16 protein-coding genes are annotated in these 18,230 nt (G+C 69.0%); 9 read left to right on the forward strand and 7 right to left on the reverse strand.

Annotated elements, in window-relative coordinates; translation table 11 throughout:
• Window positions 1-48 precede the first annotated feature (48 nt).
• Both ABD901_RS02465 and ABD901_RS02470 read right to left on the reverse strand, forming a co-directional pair.
• On the reverse strand, window positions 49-1,128 hold the full coding sequence (locus tag ABD901_RS02465; protein WP_345121140.1) for an inositol-3-phosphate synthase: 1,080 nt from the start codon (window positions 1,126-1,128) through the stop codon (window positions 49-51).
• 23 nt (window positions 1,129-1,151) lie between these two features.
• The gene (locus ABD901_RS02470) at window positions 1,152-1,754 is read right to left on the reverse strand and encodes a PadR family transcriptional regulator (protein ID WP_345120646.1); all 603 of its coding nucleotides are present in this window, start codon (window positions 1,752-1,754) and stop codon (window positions 1,152-1,154) included.
• A gap of 184 nt (window positions 1,755-1,938) precedes the next feature.
• Here ABD901_RS02470 and ABD901_RS02475 point away from each other — a divergent pair, with 184 nt between their 5' ends.
• The 4 genes from ABD901_RS02475 to ABD901_RS02490 all read left to right on the forward strand — a co-directional run bounded on the left by ABD901_RS02475 (window position 1,939) and on the right by ABD901_RS02490 (window position 8,056).
• Complete coding sequence (locus ABD901_RS02475; RefSeq protein WP_345120648.1) at window positions 1,939-2,364, forward strand: DUF5318 domain-containing protein; 426 nt, start codon at window positions 1,939-1,941, stop codon at window positions 2,362-2,364.
• Window positions 2,365-2,776: 412 nt separating this feature from the next.
• Complete coding sequence (locus ABD901_RS02480; protein WP_345120650.1) at window positions 2,777-5,296, forward strand: transglycosylase domain-containing protein; 2,520 nt, start codon at window positions 2,777-2,779, stop codon at window positions 5,294-5,296.
• 80 nt (window positions 5,297-5,376) lie between these two features.
• Window positions 5,377-6,576 carry a glycosyltransferase 87 family protein gene (locus tag ABD901_RS02485; protein WP_345120652.1) on the forward strand — a complete coding sequence of 400 codons (1,200 nt, stop codon included), beginning with the start codon at window positions 5,377-5,379 and terminating at the stop codon, window positions 6,574-6,576.
• A gap of 4 nt (window positions 6,577-6,580) precedes the next feature.
• Entirely contained in the window at window positions 6,581-8,056 is a 1,476-nt protein-coding gene (locus tag ABD901_RS02490; RefSeq protein WP_345120654.1) for a glycosyltransferase family 87 protein, read from the forward strand.
• A 154-nt stretch (window positions 8,057-8,210) separates the two neighbouring features.
• Here the strand turns inward: ABD901_RS02490 and ABD901_RS02495 are convergent, their stop codons facing one another.
• Window positions 8,211-9,677 (reverse strand): MFS transporter, encoded by a 1,467-nt coding sequence (locus ABD901_RS02495; RefSeq protein ID WP_345120656.1) that lies wholly within the window; start codon window positions 9,675-9,677, stop codon window positions 8,211-8,213.
• Window positions 9,678-9,739: 62 nt separating this feature from the next.
• Here ABD901_RS02495 and ABD901_RS02500 point away from each other — a divergent pair, with 62 nt between their 5' ends.
• Window positions 9,740-10,339 carry a TetR/AcrR family transcriptional regulator gene (locus tag ABD901_RS02500; RefSeq protein ID WP_345120658.1) on the forward strand — a complete coding sequence of 200 codons (600 nt, stop codon included), beginning with the start codon at window positions 9,740-9,742 and terminating at the stop codon, window positions 10,337-10,339.
• A 323-nt stretch (window positions 10,340-10,662) separates the two neighbouring features.
• Here ABD901_RS02500 and ABD901_RS02505 read toward each other — a convergent pair whose 3' ends face one another.
• Both ABD901_RS02505 and ABD901_RS02510 read right to left on the reverse strand, forming a co-directional pair.
• The gene (locus tag ABD901_RS02505) at window positions 10,663-12,834 is read right to left on the reverse strand and encodes an ICP22 family protein (protein WP_345120660.1); all 2,172 of its coding nucleotides are present in this window, start codon (window positions 12,832-12,834) and stop codon (window positions 10,663-10,665) included.
• Complete coding sequence (locus ABD901_RS02510; protein WP_345120662.1) at window positions 12,831-13,604, reverse strand: deoxyribonuclease IV; 774 nt, start codon at window positions 13,602-13,604, stop codon at window positions 12,831-12,833. Before ABD901_RS02510 ends, ABD901_RS02505 begins: the two co-directional genes overlap by 4 nt.
• Window positions 13,605-14,150: 546 nt before the next feature.
• Between ABD901_RS02510 and rpsF the strand changes: the two genes are divergently transcribed.
• The 4 genes from rpsF to rplI all read left to right on the forward strand — a co-directional run bounded on the left by rpsF (window position 14,151) and on the right by rplI (window position 15,823).
• Window positions 14,151-14,441 carry a 30S ribosomal protein S6 gene (rpsF, locus tag ABD901_RS02515; RefSeq protein ID WP_033359943.1) on the forward strand — a complete coding sequence of 97 codons (291 nt, stop codon included), beginning with the start codon at window positions 14,151-14,153 and terminating at the stop codon, window positions 14,439-14,441.
• A gap of 119 nt (window positions 14,442-14,560) precedes the next feature.
• A complete protein-coding gene (locus ABD901_RS02520) occupies window positions 14,561-15,100 on the forward strand; it encodes a single-stranded DNA-binding protein (protein ID WP_345120664.1) in 540 nt (179 codons plus the stop codon).
• A 20-nt stretch (window positions 15,101-15,120) separates the two neighbouring features.
• Window positions 15,121-15,360: a 30S ribosomal protein S18 gene (gene rpsR, locus ABD901_RS02525; protein ID WP_223100246.1), complete on the forward strand. Its 240-nt coding sequence runs from the start codon at window positions 15,121-15,123 to the stop codon at window positions 15,358-15,360.
• Between the two features lie 13 nt (window positions 15,361-15,373).
• Window positions 15,374-15,823 (forward strand): 50S ribosomal protein L9, encoded by a 450-nt coding sequence (gene rplI / locus ABD901_RS02530; RefSeq protein WP_345120666.1) that lies wholly within the window; start codon window positions 15,374-15,376, stop codon window positions 15,821-15,823.
• A gap of 56 nt (window positions 15,824-15,879) precedes the next feature.
• On the opposite strand, the gene ABD901_RS02535 is transcribed toward rplI, so the two are convergent.
• Together ABD901_RS02535 and ABD901_RS02540 are read right to left on the reverse strand one after the other, a co-directional pair.
• A complete protein-coding gene (locus tag ABD901_RS02535) occupies window positions 15,880-17,412 on the reverse strand; it encodes a YfbK domain-containing protein (RefSeq protein WP_345120668.1) in 1,533 nt (510 codons plus the stop codon).
• Between the two features lie 106 nt (window positions 17,413-17,518).
• The gene (locus ABD901_RS02540) at window positions 17,519-18,202 is read right to left on the reverse strand and encodes a hypothetical protein (RefSeq protein ID WP_345120670.1); all 684 of its coding nucleotides are present in this window, start codon (window positions 18,200-18,202) and stop codon (window positions 17,519-17,521) included.
• Between the last annotated feature and the right edge of the window lie 28 nt (window positions 18,203-18,230).

The raw sequence follows: 18,230 nt of genomic DNA on the forward strand, positions 1-18,230 counted from the left end.
GGCCGGTTCGCTGGTGCGAACCGGCCCTTGTGCGCTCTGCCGAATGAACTAGCGCTCGATCTCGCCCTTGATGAACGCCTCGACCGACGCGTGCGCGTCGTGGTCGTTGTACTGCACCGGCGGCGACTTCATGAAGTAGCTCGAAGCCGAGAGGATCGGGCCGCCGATGCCGCGGTCCTTGGCGATCTTCGCGGCGCGCAGCGCGTCGATGATGACGCCGGCCGAGTTCGGCGAGTCCCAGACCTCGAGCTTGAGCTCGGCGTTCAGCGGCGTGTCGCCGAACGACTTGCCCTCGAGGCGGATGTACGCCCACTTGCGGTCGTCGAGCCACGGCACGTGGTCGGACGGGCCGATGTGCACGTCGGACTTCACCATCTCGTGCGGGATCTGCGACGTCACCGACTGGGTCTTCGAGATCTTCTTCGAGACCAGGCGGGTGCGCTCCAGCATGTTCATGAAGTCCATGTTGCCGCCGAAGTTGAGCTGGTAGGTGCGCAGCAGCTCGACCCCGCGGTCCTCGAACAGCTTGGCCAGCGCGCGGTGCACGATCGTGGCACCGACCTGGCTCTTGATGTCGTCGCCGACGATCGGCAGGCCGGCGTCCTCGAACTTCTTCGCCCAGACCGGGTCGGAGGCGATGAAGACGGGCAGCGCGTTGACGAAGGCGCAGCCGGCGTCGATCGCGGCCTGCGCGTAGAACTTGTCGGCCGCCTCCGAGCCCACCGGCAGGTAGGACACGACCACGTCGACCCGCGCCTCGCGCAGGGCGGCGGCCACGTCGACCGGCTGCTCGTCGGACTCCTCGATGATCTCGCGGTAGTACTGCCCCATGCCGTCGAGCGTCGGGCCGCGCTGGACGGTGACCCCCGTCGGCGGCACGTCGCAGAACTGGATGGTGTTGTTCTCACTCGCGCCGATCGCGGCGGCGAGGTCCTGGCCGACCTTCTTCGCGTCGACGTCGAACGCCGCCACGAACTCGACGTCGCCGACGTGATAGTCGCCGAACTTGACGTGCATCAGACCCGGTACTCGGTCATTCGGGTCGGCGTTGCGGTAATACTCCACGCCCTGGACCAGGGACGAGGCGCAGTTGCCGACACCGACGATGGCAACGCGGACGGAGCCCATCGCGGATGCCTCCTTCTTGTTGTTCACGATGACCGCTCCGGATCTTGTGCCGAAGGCGGCTCAGGGGTGGTGCCATTGCGTTCGTTCGCAATGAGCTCTTCGAGCCAGCGAACCTCGCGCTCGCAGGCATCCAAACCGTGACGCTGCAGCTCGAGCGTGTAGGCGTCGAGCCGCTCGGCGGCCCGGCTGAGCACGTCGCGCATGCCCTCGCGGCGCTCCTCGACACGACGACGGCGGCCCTCGAGGATCCGCAGCCTGGTCGAGGGATCAGTGCGCGCGAAGAACGCGAAATGCACCCCGAAACCGGCCTCGCTGTCGTAGGTCTCGGGTCCGGCGGCGCTGAGCAGGTCCTGGAACCGCTCCTTGCCTTCCGCGGTGATCGTGTAGACCACGCGGCCCCGCTTGCCGGTGAGCAGGGGAACCTCTTCGGCGCTCGCCGGCATGTCCGCCGTCGGGGCGCCCTCGGTGATCCAGCCGTCCGCCTGGAGGCGGCGCAGCGTGGGATAGAGGGATCCGTAGCTGATCGCGAAGCGAAACGCCCCCAGCTTGGTCGTGAGCTGCTTGCGCAACTCGTAACCGTGCATCGGGGACTCGTGAAGCAGGCCCAGGATCGCCAGTTCGAGCACTCCCGGCCTCCTTCCCGTAACCAGCCCGATGTATCGGACCGATACATCGAACGGTAAGCCGCTGCCCGAACGGATGCAACAAAACCGACCAAGTGGCCTGCGACACACCGCTGGTCGTCTATCGAACGGTTACCTATCGTGACGGAACTCGCCGAGTGCCTTGGGACCGCGTACCCTCGGGCGCATGCGTACCCAGCGTCAGGTCGTGGACTTCTCCTTGCGGAGACGCGCCCTGCTGCGCGAGGTGCAGTCGGGTCGTGTCGGCACCTATGAGGTGTGCGACGCGTCGCCATACCTGAAGAGCGCTGCGAAGTTCCATGGTGAGCCGACGGACGAGCTGTGCCCCGTGTGCCGCCGGGAGAACCTCACCCATGTGCACTACATCTATGGCGACGAGCTGCGTCAGTCCTCTGGGCAGGCGCGCCGGCTGGCCGAGTTGCCTGTCCTGGCGATGACGCTGAGTGAGTTTCACGTCTACGTCGTCGAGGTCTGCCGCGACTGCGGCTGGAACCACCTCGTCGAGCAGTACCTCCTTGGCCGCGACGGTCTCGCGGCCGGGCCCGACGACGGCGAACAGCCGTCGCGCCTGCGGGGAGGGGCAGCCGAGTGAACCTGGCGTGCCGAGCACGCGAACTCCCTGATGGGGGCCGCGAAGCGTGGCGACTGCGCCATGGCGGCCGGGCTGCCTTAGGAGTGGCTCAGGTCACAGAGACGATGGCGACGGAGCATGCGACGACGATGCAACCGGCAAGGTGGGACGAATGAACTACGGTGACCCGGACAACCCCCAGTCGGGCCGCGCGCAGGTTCCCGGATTCCAGCCGGAACCACCGTCCCACAATCCCCAGGCTCCGGCGGCCCCGCCGCCGGCGGGCCGGGCTCAGGTGGGGCGCGCGAGCGTGGGACGGGCGAACGTCGGCGGAGCCAGTGGCTCCGCCAGCGTCGGTTCGGCGCGCGTTTCTCCCGCCTCCGGCTCCGCGCGCGTCACACCGCCCGGCGAGCCGGGCACCGGTCGCGCCTCCGTGACGGGCTCCGCATCCGTGCCGAGCGCCGGCGCGGCCGGCCGCGCCTCCGTCGGCCGTGCCGTAGTCGGCTCGGCCTCGGTGGGCATGGGCGATGTCATGGACGGCCCGGGCGGCCCGCCCGGCGACCTCCCGCCGGGGCGGCCCGGCGGTCGAGGCGGCGCCGGCGGCCCGGGCGGCGGGCGCAACACCGCGGCCAAGGCCAAGAAGCGCCGCCGCCGCAACATCATCATCGCCGCCATCGCCGCGTTCATCATGATCGCCGGTATCGGCATGGTCAGTGGTACCTACTACTTCGACCAGGTCGCTCTACCCGACGACATCACGTTGAACCAGTCGACGACCATCTACTACTCCGACGGCGTGACCCCGATGGGTCGCATCGGCGAGAACCGCACCGTGCTGCCGCTGGACAAGATCCCGAAGGACGTGCAGCACGCGGTCGTCGCGGCCGAGGACAACAGCTTCTACACCAACGACGGCGTCGACTACAAGGGCGTCGTCCGCGCGGCCTGGAACAACATCAGCGGCGGCGACCGGCAGGGCGCCTCGACGATCAGCCAGCAGTACGCGCGGCACTGGGCGGACCTGGAGGGCGTCACCTACGCCCGCAAGCTGCGCGAGGCGGTCATCGCGCTCAAGCTCAACCAGCAGTACAGCAAGGACGAGATCATGGCGATGTACCTCAACATCGTCTACTTCGGCCGCGGCGCGTACGGCATCGAGGCGGCGGCTCAGGCGTACTTCGACAAGCCCGCCGAGAAGCTCAGCATGGCCGAGGGCATGGTTCTGGCCGGGCTGATCAAGAACCCCGAGGGCAGCGGCAAGGGCAGCCCGTTCGACCCCAACATCGACAAGAAGCAGGCCCAGGACCGGTTCGACTACATCAAGGGGCAGATGCTCAAGCTGAACTTCTGCTCCGAGGCCGACGCGCCGACGAAGATGAAGTACCCGGACAAGGTCATCACGCCGCAGGAAGCGCGCAACAACACCGCGCAGTCGCAGAACTTCAGCAAGCCCGAGGGCCTGATCATGCACCACGTCCTCGGCGAGGTCGCGGCGCTGACCGACCCGAAGACCGGCAGCCTGCTGTACGAGGACACCGACGGCGAGGGCAGCAAGAACTTCGACCGGATCCGCAACGGCGGCCTGAAGATCGTGACCACGATCGACAAGGACATCCAGCCGATCGCGGTGCGCGAGGCCAGCCGCAACAAGGAATCGAACATGAACGGCCAGCCGGACAACTTGCAGGCCGCGCTCGTCGCGGTCGAGCCGGGCACCGGCGCCGTGAAGGCGTATTACGGCGGCGACAACGGCAACGGCAACGACTACGCCGGCTACTACAACGACCCCGTGCTCGGCGACGGCAAGGACAGCTGCTGCGGCGGCCACCCGCCGGGCTCGACGTTCAAGGTCTACACCCTCGCCACCGGTCTCATGGCCGGATACAAGATCGACTCGATGTGGAACGGCGAGTCCCCGGCGGACTTCCCCGCCAGTGGCCGTACGGCCAAAAACGGCAACCCGGTCAAGAACGCCGGCGACGGCTCGCCACAGTCCCCGAAGTGCGAATCCGGCTCGGGCCAGTGGTGCACGCTCGAGGAAGTCACCGTCATGTCGCTCAACGTGCCCTTCTTCGCGCTGACGGAGAAGGTCACCGCGGCCAGGGTGATCGACACCGCGCGGGCCGCCGGCATCACCGACATGTGGGCGACCGTCGACGGCAAGTCGCAGAAGATCGACCTGGTGGCCAACGACGGCGCGAAGGTGTCGCCGAAGTACTTCCAGACGGAGGTCGGCTTCGGGCAGTACCCGGTGACCGTGCTCGAGCACGCGGGCGGCATCGCCACCTTCGCGGCGCGCGGCGTCGCGGTGAAGACGCACTTCCTCAAGGAGGTGTGGACCGGGGCCAAGAAGACCTACCAGGAGGTCATCAACCCCAAGCGCATCCCGGGCTTCACCGACCAGATGGCCGACGACCTCAGCACCGTGCTGCAGGGCGTGCCGAAGCACTACAACCTGAAGACCCACGACAACCGCCAGATCGCCGGCAAGACCGGCACCTGGCAGTTGGGCACCGGCAACGGCGGCGGCGGTAACGCGCACGCCTGGATGGTCGGCTACACCGCGTACGACCCGGCCAAGAAGTCGCCCGGCCTGGCGGTCGCCGTCTGGGTCGGCAACAAGGACAAGGAAGTCGCACTCAAGGACAAGAAGGGCGTCTCCATCATCGGTGGTTCGCTGCCCGGCCCGATCTGGCGCGACTTCCTCGACGCGGCGATGACTCAGCTCAAGGAACCGAAGATCAACTTCCGGGGCCCGGCCAACACCGGCCGGATCGACGTCGGCACCGGTATCTCGCCGCAGCCGAGCCTGCCGCCGAACATCGACCCGAACAACCCCGGATTCCCGGGCAACGGCAACCCCGGCAATCCGGGCAACCCGGGCAGCAGCCAGGGCCCGGGCGGCAACGGCGGCGGCACGGTGCCGACCACCGATGCCACCCGAAGGCGCTGATCGAGCAGGGCAAAGATGTGCGGCCACGGCACCGGCGGTATGTTCGCCGGGACCGTGGCCGCAGTCGTTGGGGGTGTTGGTTGGACGCACGCAGGGCCGTCCGGTGGGTGCTGCTCGGGCTCTTCGTGGCGCTGGTCGTCTACGGCCACATCTGGTATCGCAACCGCCACGACTGGTTCGACCTGGGGATCTATCGCCAGGCCGTGAACTGGTGGCTCGACGGGCACAACATCTACGACTACGTGAAGCCCGACGACACTCAGGGCTCGCTCGGCTTCACCTATCCCCCGTTCGGCGCGCTGGTGCTCGTGCCCTTCGCGGTGCTCGGCTGGATGCCGGCCGTGGTGCTGTACAGCGTGGTCACCGTCGCCGCCGTGCTGGTCACGACGTACTGGCTGCTCGCGCCGGTCGCCCGGCAGAAGGGCTGGGACCTGCCGTTCGCCCTGGTCCTGGCGCTGGCCGTGATCAGCACCCTCGAGCCGATCCGTGAGAACTACACGTTCGGCCAGATCAACATGGTGCTGGTCCTGCTGATCCTGGCCGACCTGCTGGTCCTGGTGCCGCGGGGCAGCCGATGGGCCGGCGTGCTCATCGGGCTCGCCGCCGCCATCAAGCTCACCCCGGCGATCTTCATCGTGTATCTGCTCATCAGCCGTCGGTACCGCGCCGGGCTCACGGCCATCGCGAGCGCCGCCGCCGCGAGCCTGCTCGCGTTCGCGATCATGCCGAAGGGCTCGGTGCGGTTCTGGACCGACGCGTTGTGGCAGGGCGAGGGGATCGGCAACGCGGCGTACACCTTCAACCAGTCCCTCTACGGCATGCTCGCCCGGCTGTCGGCGCCCGCCGACGCCAACCGCCCGATCTGGGCCGTCCTGGTGCTGCTCACGCTCGGGTTCGGCCTCTGGCGGGCCCGCCGCGCCGCGCTCGCCGGCGACGAGGTCGTCGGCCTGACCCTCACCGGCATCGTCGGCTGCCTGGTCAGCCCGATCACGTGGGTGCACCACATCTACTGGTTCGTCCCGGCGATCATCGTGCTCGCTGCCTCCCGCCGCCACGCCTGGTTCGCCGGGGTCATCGCCGTCACCGTCGGCCTCGGCCTGGTGTCCTGGTTCGAGCAGGGGCTCCCGCTGGACCCGTGGAGCCACGGCGTGCCCGGATTCCTGATCAAGAACTGGTACCTGCTGCTGCTCGTGGCGCTGCTGTTTGCACTGCCGATCCGCGCAGGAGCACGCGTTGTACCGTCCCTTGCACCCGCTTCCGAGCCGGCGACGGTACGGTGACGGGATGCCGCCGAGTGTGCGACCCGAGCATCTAGTCGACGAGCCCGCCAACTCCGACCGCTTCATCGGTGGCCTGTCCGAGTCGATCGGCGGCCCGATGGGCGACCACGCCGTCCGGTCCAGCGTCCGGCTGCCCGGCGGCGGTCGTTTCTGGACGCCGGCCCGCGTGGTGCTGCTGCTCATCTGCGCCATGCTGAGCTTCCACTGGGTGCAGAAGTCCCCCTGTCGCGACGCCGCGTGGGCGGACATGAAGCAGTACAAGTACTTCTGCTACACCGATGTGCTCGCGCTGTACTACGCCGAGGGCCTCAACGAGGGCCAGGTTCCCTACGCCGAGCACGACGTCGAGTACCCGGTGCTGACCGGCGCGTTCATGGGCGTGCTCGGCCTGCCGATCCACGACCTGCACCAGCGCAACATCATCGACAACGACGGCCAGGCGTTCTACGACGTCAACGCGGTCGTGCTCGGCGCCTTCGGCATCATCGCTGTCGCCGCGACGTTGGCGGTGCGCCGCCGACGCCCGTGGGACGCGGCCCTATTAGCGGTGGCACCGGCGCTCTTCGTCTCCGCCACCGTCAACTGGGACCTGTTCACGGTCGGCCTGACGGCCGTGGCCATGGCCTACTGGGCGAAACGAAAACCCGTCCTCGCCGGCGTGTTCCTAGGCCTGGCGACCGCGGCGAAGTTCTACCCGATGCTGATCATCGGCGCCCTACTGGTGCTGAGCATACGCACCGGCAAGTGGCGGGACTTCTTCATAACCGTGGGCACGGGCGTGGCCACCTGGGTCGCGGTCAACGCGCCGGTCGCGATCTTCTTCCGGGACGCGTGGCTCAAGTTCTGGGACTTCAACCAGCTGCGCGGGATCGACTGGGGCACCCTGTGGTACATCGGGGCGCACTTCCCGCGGGGTAATGGGCAGTACGGCTTCCCGTTCTTCCAGAACCTCGACCTGGACCCCGAGCACTCGACGCTCAACATCCTGTACCTTGGGCTGTTCCTGATCTGTTGCGCGGGCATCCTGATCCTCGGGCTCACCGCGCCCAAGGAGCCCCGCCTCGCGCAGCTGGCGTTCCTGATCGTCGCCGCGTTCCTGCTCACCGGCAAGGTGTGGTCGCAGCAGTACGTCCTGTGGCTGATCCCGCTCGCCGTGCTGGCCCGCCCGCGGTGGGGAGCGTTCCTGGCCTGGCAGGTCGCGGAGGTCCTCTACTTCGTGTCGTTCTACGGCGAGCTCATGGGCGCGTCGGGCCGCCAGGTGTTCCCGGAGGGCGTGTTCGTGCTCGCCTCGATCCTGCGCCTGGTGACCCTCGCGATCGTGGTCGGGTACGTCATCCGCGACATCCGCCACCCGGAGGAGGACGTCGTCCGGCAGACCTACGAGGGCCAGGACCCCGACGGCGGCATCTACAACGAGGAACCTCTCGAGGACGACCTGCTCAACCCGCCGCCGGCTCCCGCGCTGGCCCGGACCGGTTAGTCCGGTTTCACGTGAATCATGGGCGGCCCAGCGCTTCTTCGCGCCGGGCCGCTCGTGTTTTTTGGTACTCAGGTTTCTTGGCCTCAGGTTTGGGTCCTCAGGCGGCTTTTGGTCCTCAGGCGGCTTTTTCGGTCCTCGGGCGGCTTTTTGGTCCTCACGCGGCGACCGGCTCGGCTTTCGGCTCGCTCTCGCTGCTGGGCGCGGGCCGGGCGGCGTCGCGCAGGCGGGCGGCGAAGAGCATGGCGAGCAGGACGACCGCGCCGGCGACGGCGAAGACGACCTCGATCCCGACCACGAAGTCGTTCATGGCCTCGGGATGGGCGGCGATGGCCGCGGACGACATCGCGCCGCCGCTGCGGGCCTCGTAGACGCGGCTCAGGATCGAGCCGAGCAGGGCGGCGCCGACCGCGGTGCCCATCGACTGGAAGAACCGGATGCCGGTGGTCGCCACCCCGAGCTGATGCGCCGGTGCGGCGTCCTGCACCACCATGATCAGCCGCCCGATGAGCTGCCCGAACCCGATGCCGAGCAGCACCAGCGCACCGCGGATCGCCCACAGCGACGTGCCGAGGTGCACGAACAGCACGACGCCGCCGATCGCCGCGGCCGCGCACGCGGTGCCCACGAGCAGCGCCGGCCGCGTGGCCAGCCGCAGCCGCTCCCCCAGCATCCCGGACGCGGTGAGCCCGGCGGCCATGAACGCGAGGTACAGCCCCGAGTCGGACGCGCTCACGCCGCGCGCCACCTGGAGGTACAGCATCAGGTGCAGCATCGCCCCGATCATCGCGGCCCCGATGAGCAGCTGGACGATGTAGCTGTTGCGGATGGTCCGATCGCGCAGCAGGGACGGCGGCAGCACGGGATGCGCGGCGACCGACTCGCGCCACGCGAACAGCGCCAGGCTCGCGACCCCGGCCGTGATCATGGCGAGGATGGGGCCGGAGGTCCAGGCGTACCGCTGCCCGCCCCACTCACACACCAGCAACAGGCTCGCCGCGAACGCCGCCGCCAGCGCCGCACCCGGCAGGTCGAGGTCCGTGCGCCGGGTGACCCGCGGAATGCGGATCGCGAACAGCCCGCCGAAGATCACGACCAGCCCGAGCGGCACGTTGACGTAGAAGATCCCGCGCCAGTTGTCGTGGTCGGCGAAGAGCCCGCCGATGAACGGTCCGATCGCCATCCCGACACCGGCGAAGAGCCCGCCCATCCCGCCGCCGCGCCCGCGGTTGGCCCCCGGCTCGGCGAGGTTGGCGATCACGACCATGGTGACGCTCATCAGCCCGCCCGCGCCGGCTCCTTGTATCGCCCGGAACGCGATGAGCTGCCCCATGCTCTGCGCCGCCCCGCACAGCACCGACCCGACGAGGAAGATCCCGACCGCCGTGAGCCACACGGGTTTGGCCCCGAAGGCATCGGTGAGCCTCCCGTACAGCGGCAGCACCACGGTCGCGGCCAGCGCAAACGCCGCGACCAGCCAAGCAACGTGCTCAACCCCATGGACCGGATCGAGATCCCGCACGATCGGCACGATCGCCGAGGACACGATGTTCTGATCAAGGATCGCCAACACGATCGTGAACAGACACAACACCATCCCAACCCGCCGCTGATTCTTCGTCATGCTTCTTAGACTAAGCATAACTTTAGACCGAGTACAAGTTTGTGCCTGGTACAGTTCTGTCCATGGAGGCCACGCTGCGCGAGCGCAAGAAGGCGCAGACCCGCATGGTGCTGTGGAACACCGCGATCGCCCTCTTCGTCGAACACGGCTTCGACAACGTCTCGGTCACCCAGATCGCCGCCGCCGCCGAGGTCTCGAAGATGACCTTCTTCAACTACTTCCCGACGAAGGAAGACCTGGTCATCGGCCCGATGTCCGAGCACACGCACGAGCTCGCCGAGATCGTCCGAACACGCCCGGAGGCCGAGTCCCCGGTGGACGCCCTGCATCGCCACTTCCTGGGCGGCCTGTCCCGCCGCGACCCCGTGACCGGCCTGTGCGACAAGCCGAACGTGCTGGCGGTCCAACGCCTGATCCACGAGACCCCGAGCCTGATGCACCGCGCATTCGCGCTGCTGGCAATGTCCCAGGACGCCCTAGCCCAGGAACTGGGCCCCGATTTCCGCCACCGCGCAGCGGCCGCGATGATCGCCGGCGCCCGCAACGCTTTGGTCGTGGAGAACACCGCGCGCCTGCTGTCCGGCGCGACGACGGACGCCGTCTACCCAGAGGCCGTAGCGAACGCCAACGAGGCTTTCACCCTGCTGAAATCCGGCCTGTAGCCAGCACCACTTTCGCTCGCCCCCCGCCCCAAGGGCGTTATCTCTCCACAATCACAACTATGTCCGATTTTCGCGGGCACTTTTCGCATGATCGCGGAGAGAAAACGTCGCCCGGTGGTGCCTACGCTGGCTCGCGCGAAGCGCGGAAGCGGGCCAGCGGTGCGCTGCGGCCCCGACCGTCAGCCCCACTTCGCGCCCCGTGCCCGTAGCCGCAGCCCTGCTCCCTGTCCGTGTGGGGCGTACCCACGGCCCCGCGCGCTCGGGGGCGTCGCGGGGCTGGGCGCGGCGGCCGGCGGCGGGGCGGGACAGGGCGGAGCGGCCGGCTAGCCGTCGATCTTGTAGATGATGACGTTGCCCTGCTCGGTGCGGGTGATGCCGAGGCCGTCGATCGGGGCGTCGATCGCGCGGGCGTACGGGGTGCCGGCGGCCTGGTCGCGTAGGACGACGATCGTGTGGATCTTCAGTCCGCGGAGTTGGGCGACCGTGGGCTCGTCGGGGAACTGCTGCATGTTGAGGCGCAGGATCTCCTGGTCGCCCGGCGTGAAGCCGCTGCCGCCGTTGACCATCTTCGGCAGGCCGTCGGTGCTCCACAGCATGACGTTCATGTCGAACAGCTCGCTCGTCGGCAGGACCATCAGCGGAGCCTCGAGCGTGCTCATCTTCACCGGCGACGGCGGGACCGTCGGGTTGGGCAGCGTCGGGTTGTGCAGGCCCTCGGCCAGCACCAGGAGCAGCGGAATGAGCGTCACGATGCGCCACGCGCCGGCGTGCCCGCCGATGTTGTCGGACTGCGTGCGGTCGGTGAAGAGCTCTACCGCCCGGTCCGCGAACGCGCTCACCGCTCCAGCCGCGAGCAGCGCCAGGAAGAGCGTCACCCAGACCATCAGGCGGCCCGACGTGCGGATGCCCTCGAAGCCCGGCAGCACCTTGTACAGCAGCATGTACCCGGCCTCGCCCTTGTCCGGGCCGTTGGTGCCCATCGCGAGGATCGCGGTCCCGACGACGCCGAGGGCGAGCCAGATGCGGTGCTTGAGCCGCCACACGGAGACGAACAGCCCGACGAACGCCAGCCCGTACAGGAAGAACCCGGGCAGCAGCGCCATCTCCGGCGCCCACCCGAGCGTCGAGCGGGCGTTGGCGTAGATGTCGCCCCAGAGCCACGACTCCGGCGGCGAGATGAAGAAACCCTTCAGCGGCGGCGAGAACAGCTCGATGATCTCGGCGCTGCGCTTAGCTTCCTGGTGCTGCTTGAGGACCTGCAGGTAGGGATACGCCATCATGGCGCTCACCCCGGCGAAGACGAGCCCGCCGCCGAGGTTGGCGAAGAACAGCTTCCAGCCGAACGGCCGGCGCACCCCCCAGCGCCAGATGGACCGCACGCCCCATACCAACGCCGTGACGACCACGATCAACAGCAGCGCGTATGCGAACGGGATGCCGATGCCGAACCCGAGGCTGATCTGCCACGCCGCGACCAGCCAGCCGCCGAGCACCCAGCCCCACCGGCGCTTGTCCGGCTCGTAGCCCTTGCGCAGCGAGAACCCGTGCCCGCGGGCGAGCATCGCCAGCGCCAGCGCGATGCCGCCGATGGACAGCACGTGCAGGTGTCCGGCCTGCCCGAGGCGCCACGGCGCGTAGGCGAAGGCCGCCCCCGCCACCGCGGCCCCGGTGCGCCCCGCGCCGAGCTGGCGGACCAGCGCGTAGGCCCCGAAGAAGGCGAAGGCAAAGATCAGGACGAAGATGATGTTGTACCGGACGATGGCCGCCACCGGCCCCGACCCGATCATGCCGGCCGGCGCATACCCGAGCAGCGTGTCCGAGAAGGCGTAGCTGTACTGATCCGGGTAGAACGCGTTGGCCTGCCACAGCCGCAGCGGGTCGGTCGTCAGGATGTGCCCGGCCCACGACATCTGCCACGCCTGCAGCGTCGGGTCCCAGATGTCCTGCGGGATCGTGCTCGCCGGGTGCGCCAGCGCCGGCCAGGTCATGACGACGGCGAGCGCGATCGACCCGAGCACGGCGAGGGTCCACTCATGCGAAAAGAACCGGGCCAGCCCCGACCCGGTCCGCCTGCCGATGCGGCCCACCCGCCCCGGCACCACCTCCGGCTCGGGCGCGAACGCGCTGAACGGATCGGCGGGCGCCTTCTCGCCGTCCGCCTCCTCGTCGCTTTTCTCGCCGTCGCTTTTCTCGTCGACCTTGTCCACGGCGTCGTCGACCTTGCCATCGGCGTCCGCGTCACCGTCCGCGCCGTCCCGGTCGGCCGAATCACCGCCGGAACCACCGTCCGGCTCGTCCGGGCTGAGGGCGGCCTGCCGCTCGATCTCGTCGGCCGCGCCGCTGGCGTCGCCGTCCGCGCCGGCGTCGGGGCCCGAGGGGTCCTCAGGCCCCGACGAGGGCGTGGCGGGGCGGCCGGGCTCGGGACGTACCGAATCCGGGAAATCCTCCGGCGAGGGCTCTTCCGACACCGTCCGCTCCGACGAAACGTTGCTCACGCCAGCCGCTCCCGCAGGTAGGTGATGTCGGCGCCCTGGCCCTCGGCACCGCCCGGTGTCTCCACGAGCGCCGGCGCGCCGGCCGCCCGGATCACGGCGACGATCAACTCCGGGTCGATCTCGCCGGCGGTCATGTTGTCGTGCCGGTCGCGACCGGAGTCGAAGCCGTCGCGCGAGTTGTTCGCGTGGATGAGGTCGATGCGGCCGGTGATGGCCTTGACCCGGTCGACGATGCCGAGGAGGTCCTCGCCGCCGGCGTGCGCGTGGCAGGTGTCGAGGCAGAAGCCGACCTCGTAGTCGCCGATCGCGTCCCACAGCCGGGCGAGGTTGTCGAAGCGGCGGGCGCAGGCGTTGTCGCCGCCGGCCGTGTTCTCGATCAGCACCGGAGTGGCGAACCCGCCCTGCTCGGCGGCGTATGCGAAGGTCTTGCGCCAGTTGTCGAACCCGGCGTCGAGGCCGTCGGCCTTCTCGACGTGGCCGCCGTGCACGATCAGGCCCTTGGCGCCGACCTTGGCCGCGCCCGCCGCATGGCTGAACAGCAGCTTGCGGCTGGGGATGCGGATGCGGTTGTTCGACGACGCGACGTTGATCCGATACGGCGCGTGGACATAGACGTCGATCTCGGCCGCGCGGATCGCCTCGGCGTCGGCGCGCTCCTTCGGGTCGGTCCAGCCCTGCGGGTCGGTCAGGAAGAACTGAATGAGGTCGGCGCCCCGGGCGGCGGCCTCAGCCAGCGGCTCAGCGGGGTCGACGTGAGCACCGATTCGCATGCCGCAGAGCCTACGACGTGGGTGTGACACTTTGCGCGACGCGCCTCTGGCCGCACGACCGATGCGCCCGGAATGCGCGGCTTCCGTCGCCGTCTCGCGACGCACGCAGCCGCCCATGATCGCTCAGGCTTCCCCCAGGTCTTCCGAGACGCAAGATCCCCCGAACGAACGTCCCCCGGCAACCGAACATCCCCCAAAACGAGGATGGTGGAACAGGCGGTCGCGGCGAGCACTCGTGGCGACGGTCGGTGTCGGAATCGTCGCAATTCGGGCTATTATTGCTCAGCGGGCATCACGCGCTAGCTGCGCTTAAGGTACGATTTCCCCTAAGCTCCGCGGGGCGCCGTCATCCAACGCACCGGTGTGGTCGTTCCTCCCCAGGTCCCACCCAACGAAGCGGATGATGCGCCCCGCGGTCCTTTTTCATCTCTTGACACCTCAGCGTGTACTCTGGTTCGGTCCACCAGCCTCTGCGCAGGTGGACGACGCATGACCTCCTGCCGCGGATGGACCGCGGCCGCTTAGCCCGTAGGAGGTGAGAACGTCTTGCGTCATTACGAGATCATGGTGATCCTCGACGGAAGTCTCGAGGAGCGCACCGTCGCCCCGTCGCTCGACACGTATCTCAACGTGATCCGGACGTCGGGTGGCTCGGTGGAGAAGCTCGACGTGTGGGGCCGCAGGCGCCTCTCGTACGAGATCAACAAGAAGACCGAGGGTATCTACGCCGTCATCGACCTCCAGGCCTCGCCGGAGTCGGTCGCCGAGCTGGACCGTCAGCTGCGACTCAACGAGTCCGTGCTGCGCACCAAGGTCATCCGGCCCGAGGTCCGCTGAGCGGATCCCCGGGCGAGATCGATCTGCTTCGCCCGGCCGCGCGTCATCAGGCGTAACAGGAAACTGTCGTACCCCTGTGACATCGTGGCCATACACCAGCGCGCGAGGAGTTGACTCATATGGCAGCGGGAGATACCACGATCACGGTCATAGGCAATCTGACCGATGACCCTGAGTTGCGTTTCACTCCGTCTGGACAGGCGGTCGCCAAGTTCCGGGTGGCTTCGACCCCCCGGTTCATGGACCGTCAGACCAACGAGTGGAAGGACGGCGAGCCGCTGTTCCTGGCCTGCACCGTTTGGCGGCAGGCGGCGGAGAACGTCGCCGAGTCGCTGACGCGAGGGGCCCGGGTGATCGTCTCCGGTCGGCTCAAGCAGCGGACCTACGAGACGCGCGAGGGTGAGAAGCGCACCGTCATCGAGCTGGAGGTCGACGAGATCGGCCCCTCGCTGCGCTACGCGACTGCCAAGGTGCAGAAGATGTCGCGCAGCTCCGGTGGTGGTGGCGGCTTCGGCTCCGGCGGCGGCAACGGCGGTGGTGGCGGTGGCGGCGGCGGGTTCAACGATGACCCGTGGGCCAGCGCGACCCCGGCCGGCGGCGGTAGCGGCAGCGGCGGCGGCAGGTCGAGCTCATCCTTCGACGACGAGCCCCCGTTCTAATGGCATCAGGAGCAAGAGCAATGGCGAAGGCTGCGGCCCTGCGCAAACCGAAGAAGAAGGTGAACCCTCTCGACAAGGAGGGCATCGCCTACATCGACTACAAGGACACCGCACTGCTGCGGAAGTTCATCTCCGACCGCGGCAAGATCCGCGCTCGGCGGGTGACCGGCGTGACCGCCCAGCAGCAGCGGCAGATCGCGCGCGCCGTCAAGAACGCGCGCGAGATGGCGCTGCTGCCCTACACCGCGACCACGCGCTAAGGGGCCGGCCGACATGAAGATCATCCTTACCCAGGAGGTCACCGGCCTCGGGACCCCCGGCGACATCGTCGAGGTCAAGGACGGTTACGGGCGCAACTACCTGCTGCCGCAGGGGTTCGCGATCCCGTGGTCCAAGGGCGGCGAGAAGCAGATCGTGACGATCAAGCGGGCCCGCTCGGCCCGTGAGATCCGCGACCTCGGGCACGCCAACGAGGTCAAGACCCAGCTCGAGGGCCTCACCGTCAAGCTGGCCGTGCGGGCCGGCAAGGAAGGCCGCCTCTACGGCTCGGTCACGCCGGCCGAGGTCGTCGAGGCCGTGCAGAAGGCCGGCGGGCCCCAGCTGGACCGCCGCCGCCTCGAGCTGCCCGGCCACGTCAAGGCGGTCGGCGACTACAGGGTGCAGATCAAGCTGCACCCCGAGGTCGCCGCGGTCTTCACGCTGAAGGTCACCGCCGCCAAGTAGGCGGAATGCGGCAACGCGAAAGGGGCCCCGGGGAATGCCCGGGGCCCCTTTTCGTATCAGTTGTAGAGCCCGATTGCTGCGCCGATCATGTCGTCGAGGTCCCGCACCTGCTGGCTCTCGCCGGAGTTGCGAGCGATCGTGCGCAGGTCGTTGAGGCGGACGTCCTCGCCGTACCGGCTGCCGCGCAGGACCTCCGCCAGGAACGCGGCGGCGTAGTCGACGCGCAGCGGGGCCACCGCCTGGCCGAACTCCTCGTCAACGGCCGTCACCCGCACCGGCTGGGACAGCTCGCTCGGCTCCCGGGTCTTCGGGTCCTGCCAGCGCACCCGCACGTCCGCGAGGTGGCCCTGCGCGCCCGGGCGCAGGTGCAGGGCGTACAGCGCCGTCACCGAGTGGCCGGGCCCGACCTCACCGCCGTCGACGCGGTCGTTGCGGAAGTCCGACGACGAGAGCGCCCGGTCGTCGTAGCCGATCAGGCGGTACGACAGCACGGTGTTCGAGTCGAACTCGACCTGCGCCTTGGCGTCCAGCGCGCGCAGCGCCACCGTCGCCGGGAGCTGCCGGACGAAGACGCGGTCGGCCTCGGCCTGGTCGCTGACGTACACCACGTAGCCGTCGCCCTTGTCGGCCAGCTGCTCCATGAACTTGTCGCCGTAGTCGCTGCCCACGCCGACGCCCAGCAGCGTGATCTGCTTCGCCGCCGCCTCCTGGATCTCGCGCACCAGCGGCGCCGCGTCCGTCGTGCCGACGTTCGGCAGGCCGTCGGAGAGCAGGATGACCCGGTTGGTCGCGCCGGAGCGGAAGCCGTTGCGCGCCGTGTCGTACCCCAGCCGCAGGCCCGCCTCCAGGTTGGTGCTCCCGGCGATCTTCAGCCGGTCGATCGCGTCGTGCAGCGCCTCCCGATCGCGGACCGGCGTCATCGGGCGCAGGACCGAGGCCCGGTCCGAGTACGACACGACGGCCACCGAGTCCGACGGGCGCAGCTGGTCGATCAGCGTGTTCAGGCCGTGCTGCACCAGGTCGAGCTTGCCCCGCTCCGCCATGGAGCCCGACACGTCGACGACGAACGTCAGCGCCGCGTCCGGGCGCGACTCGCTGGACTCGCCACGCGTCTGCAGCCCGACACGCAGCAGCCGGGCGCTGTCGTCGGCGCCGCGATGGGTCTGCGGCAGGTGGGCGCCGTCGGCGGTGATCGAGAAGCCATTGCCGTCCGGCTCGCGGTACTGCTGCCCGAACGAGTTGACGAACTCCTCCGGCCGGACCGTGTTCGCCGCCGGCCGCTGGCCGGACAGCAGAGTGCGCCGCGCGAAGCCGTACGAGGCCGTGTCGACGTCCACCGCAAACGTCGACACGGGCCGCTCGGACGTCGAGACCTCGCCGGCGGCCGCGCGATCGGCGGCCTCGTCGGTCGCCGCGCCTCTGGCTAGCCCTTCGGGCGTTCCCGGCGGACCGTAGGCCGTGCCCGCCGGCGCGGCGTTCTTCCCGCTGTCGGAGCGGTCGTAGGAGTCCGCACCACACGCCGCCACCAGGGCGAGCGTGAGCGTCGCGACCGCGGCGACGCGCAGGTGCTGCAAGAACCGACCGGCCATCGAAGCCTCCTCAAGGGTGTTTGGCCAGTCAGACGGCGGCACCCCGCGGGCGGCTCCCGGCGTGATCGGATGGTGACCCAACGGTGATCAATACGTTTGCAAAAGATCAAGATCCAAGCTGACTCTTCAGTACCGCATAAGCCACCGTCGCCACGCCCGCGCCCAGCACCGTGCTCGCGAAACCGATCGCGAACGGCCGCCAGCCCGTCGTCACCCTGCCCAGGAACATCGCGACCGTGATGCTCAACGCCATCGACACGGCCAGCTGCGGCACCATGTTCATGAGGTTCGTCAGCGCCTCGTCCTGCGGCGCCGGGCACGGCAGGCCGAACGCGTTCGTGCACCCGGGCCGCGACTCGGAGGACAGGGTGAACGACCAGCCCACGTACGCGGCGACCGGCAACAGGTACCAGCAGGCGGTGGAGATGAACGAGCCGATGTACACGCTGCGCTGGTCCGGCTCCTCCTCGTCGTCCTCGTCCTCGTCGTCCTGCGCCGGGCGCGACCGCCCGGCCGGCAGCTCACGGACCGGCGGACGGCGACGCGCGACCGGCGGCGCCTCCGAGCGCGGCTGGTAACCGGAATTCCACTCATCGTGGTCGAGCACGCGCCCCTGCCCGGGCCGGCTGTCGGGATCCGAGCGCGCCTGGAACGGCTCGATGCCGAAGTCGTCCCCCTCGGGCGGGCGCTGCTGGGGTATCCACCGCTCCTGCCGCAGATCCCAGCGACCGGTCTCCGGACCCTGACGCTCGCGGCCGTCGCGTGACCTCTCCCACTCCGGGTATCCCACGGCCGGAGCGTCACCTTTTCGTGACCTT

Origin of the sequence: Dactylosporangium darangshiense, from assembly GCF_039537565.1 — a bacterium.
Lineage (GTDB): Bacteria > Actinomycetota > Actinomycetes > Mycobacteriales > Micromonosporaceae > Dactylosporangium > Dactylosporangium darangshiense.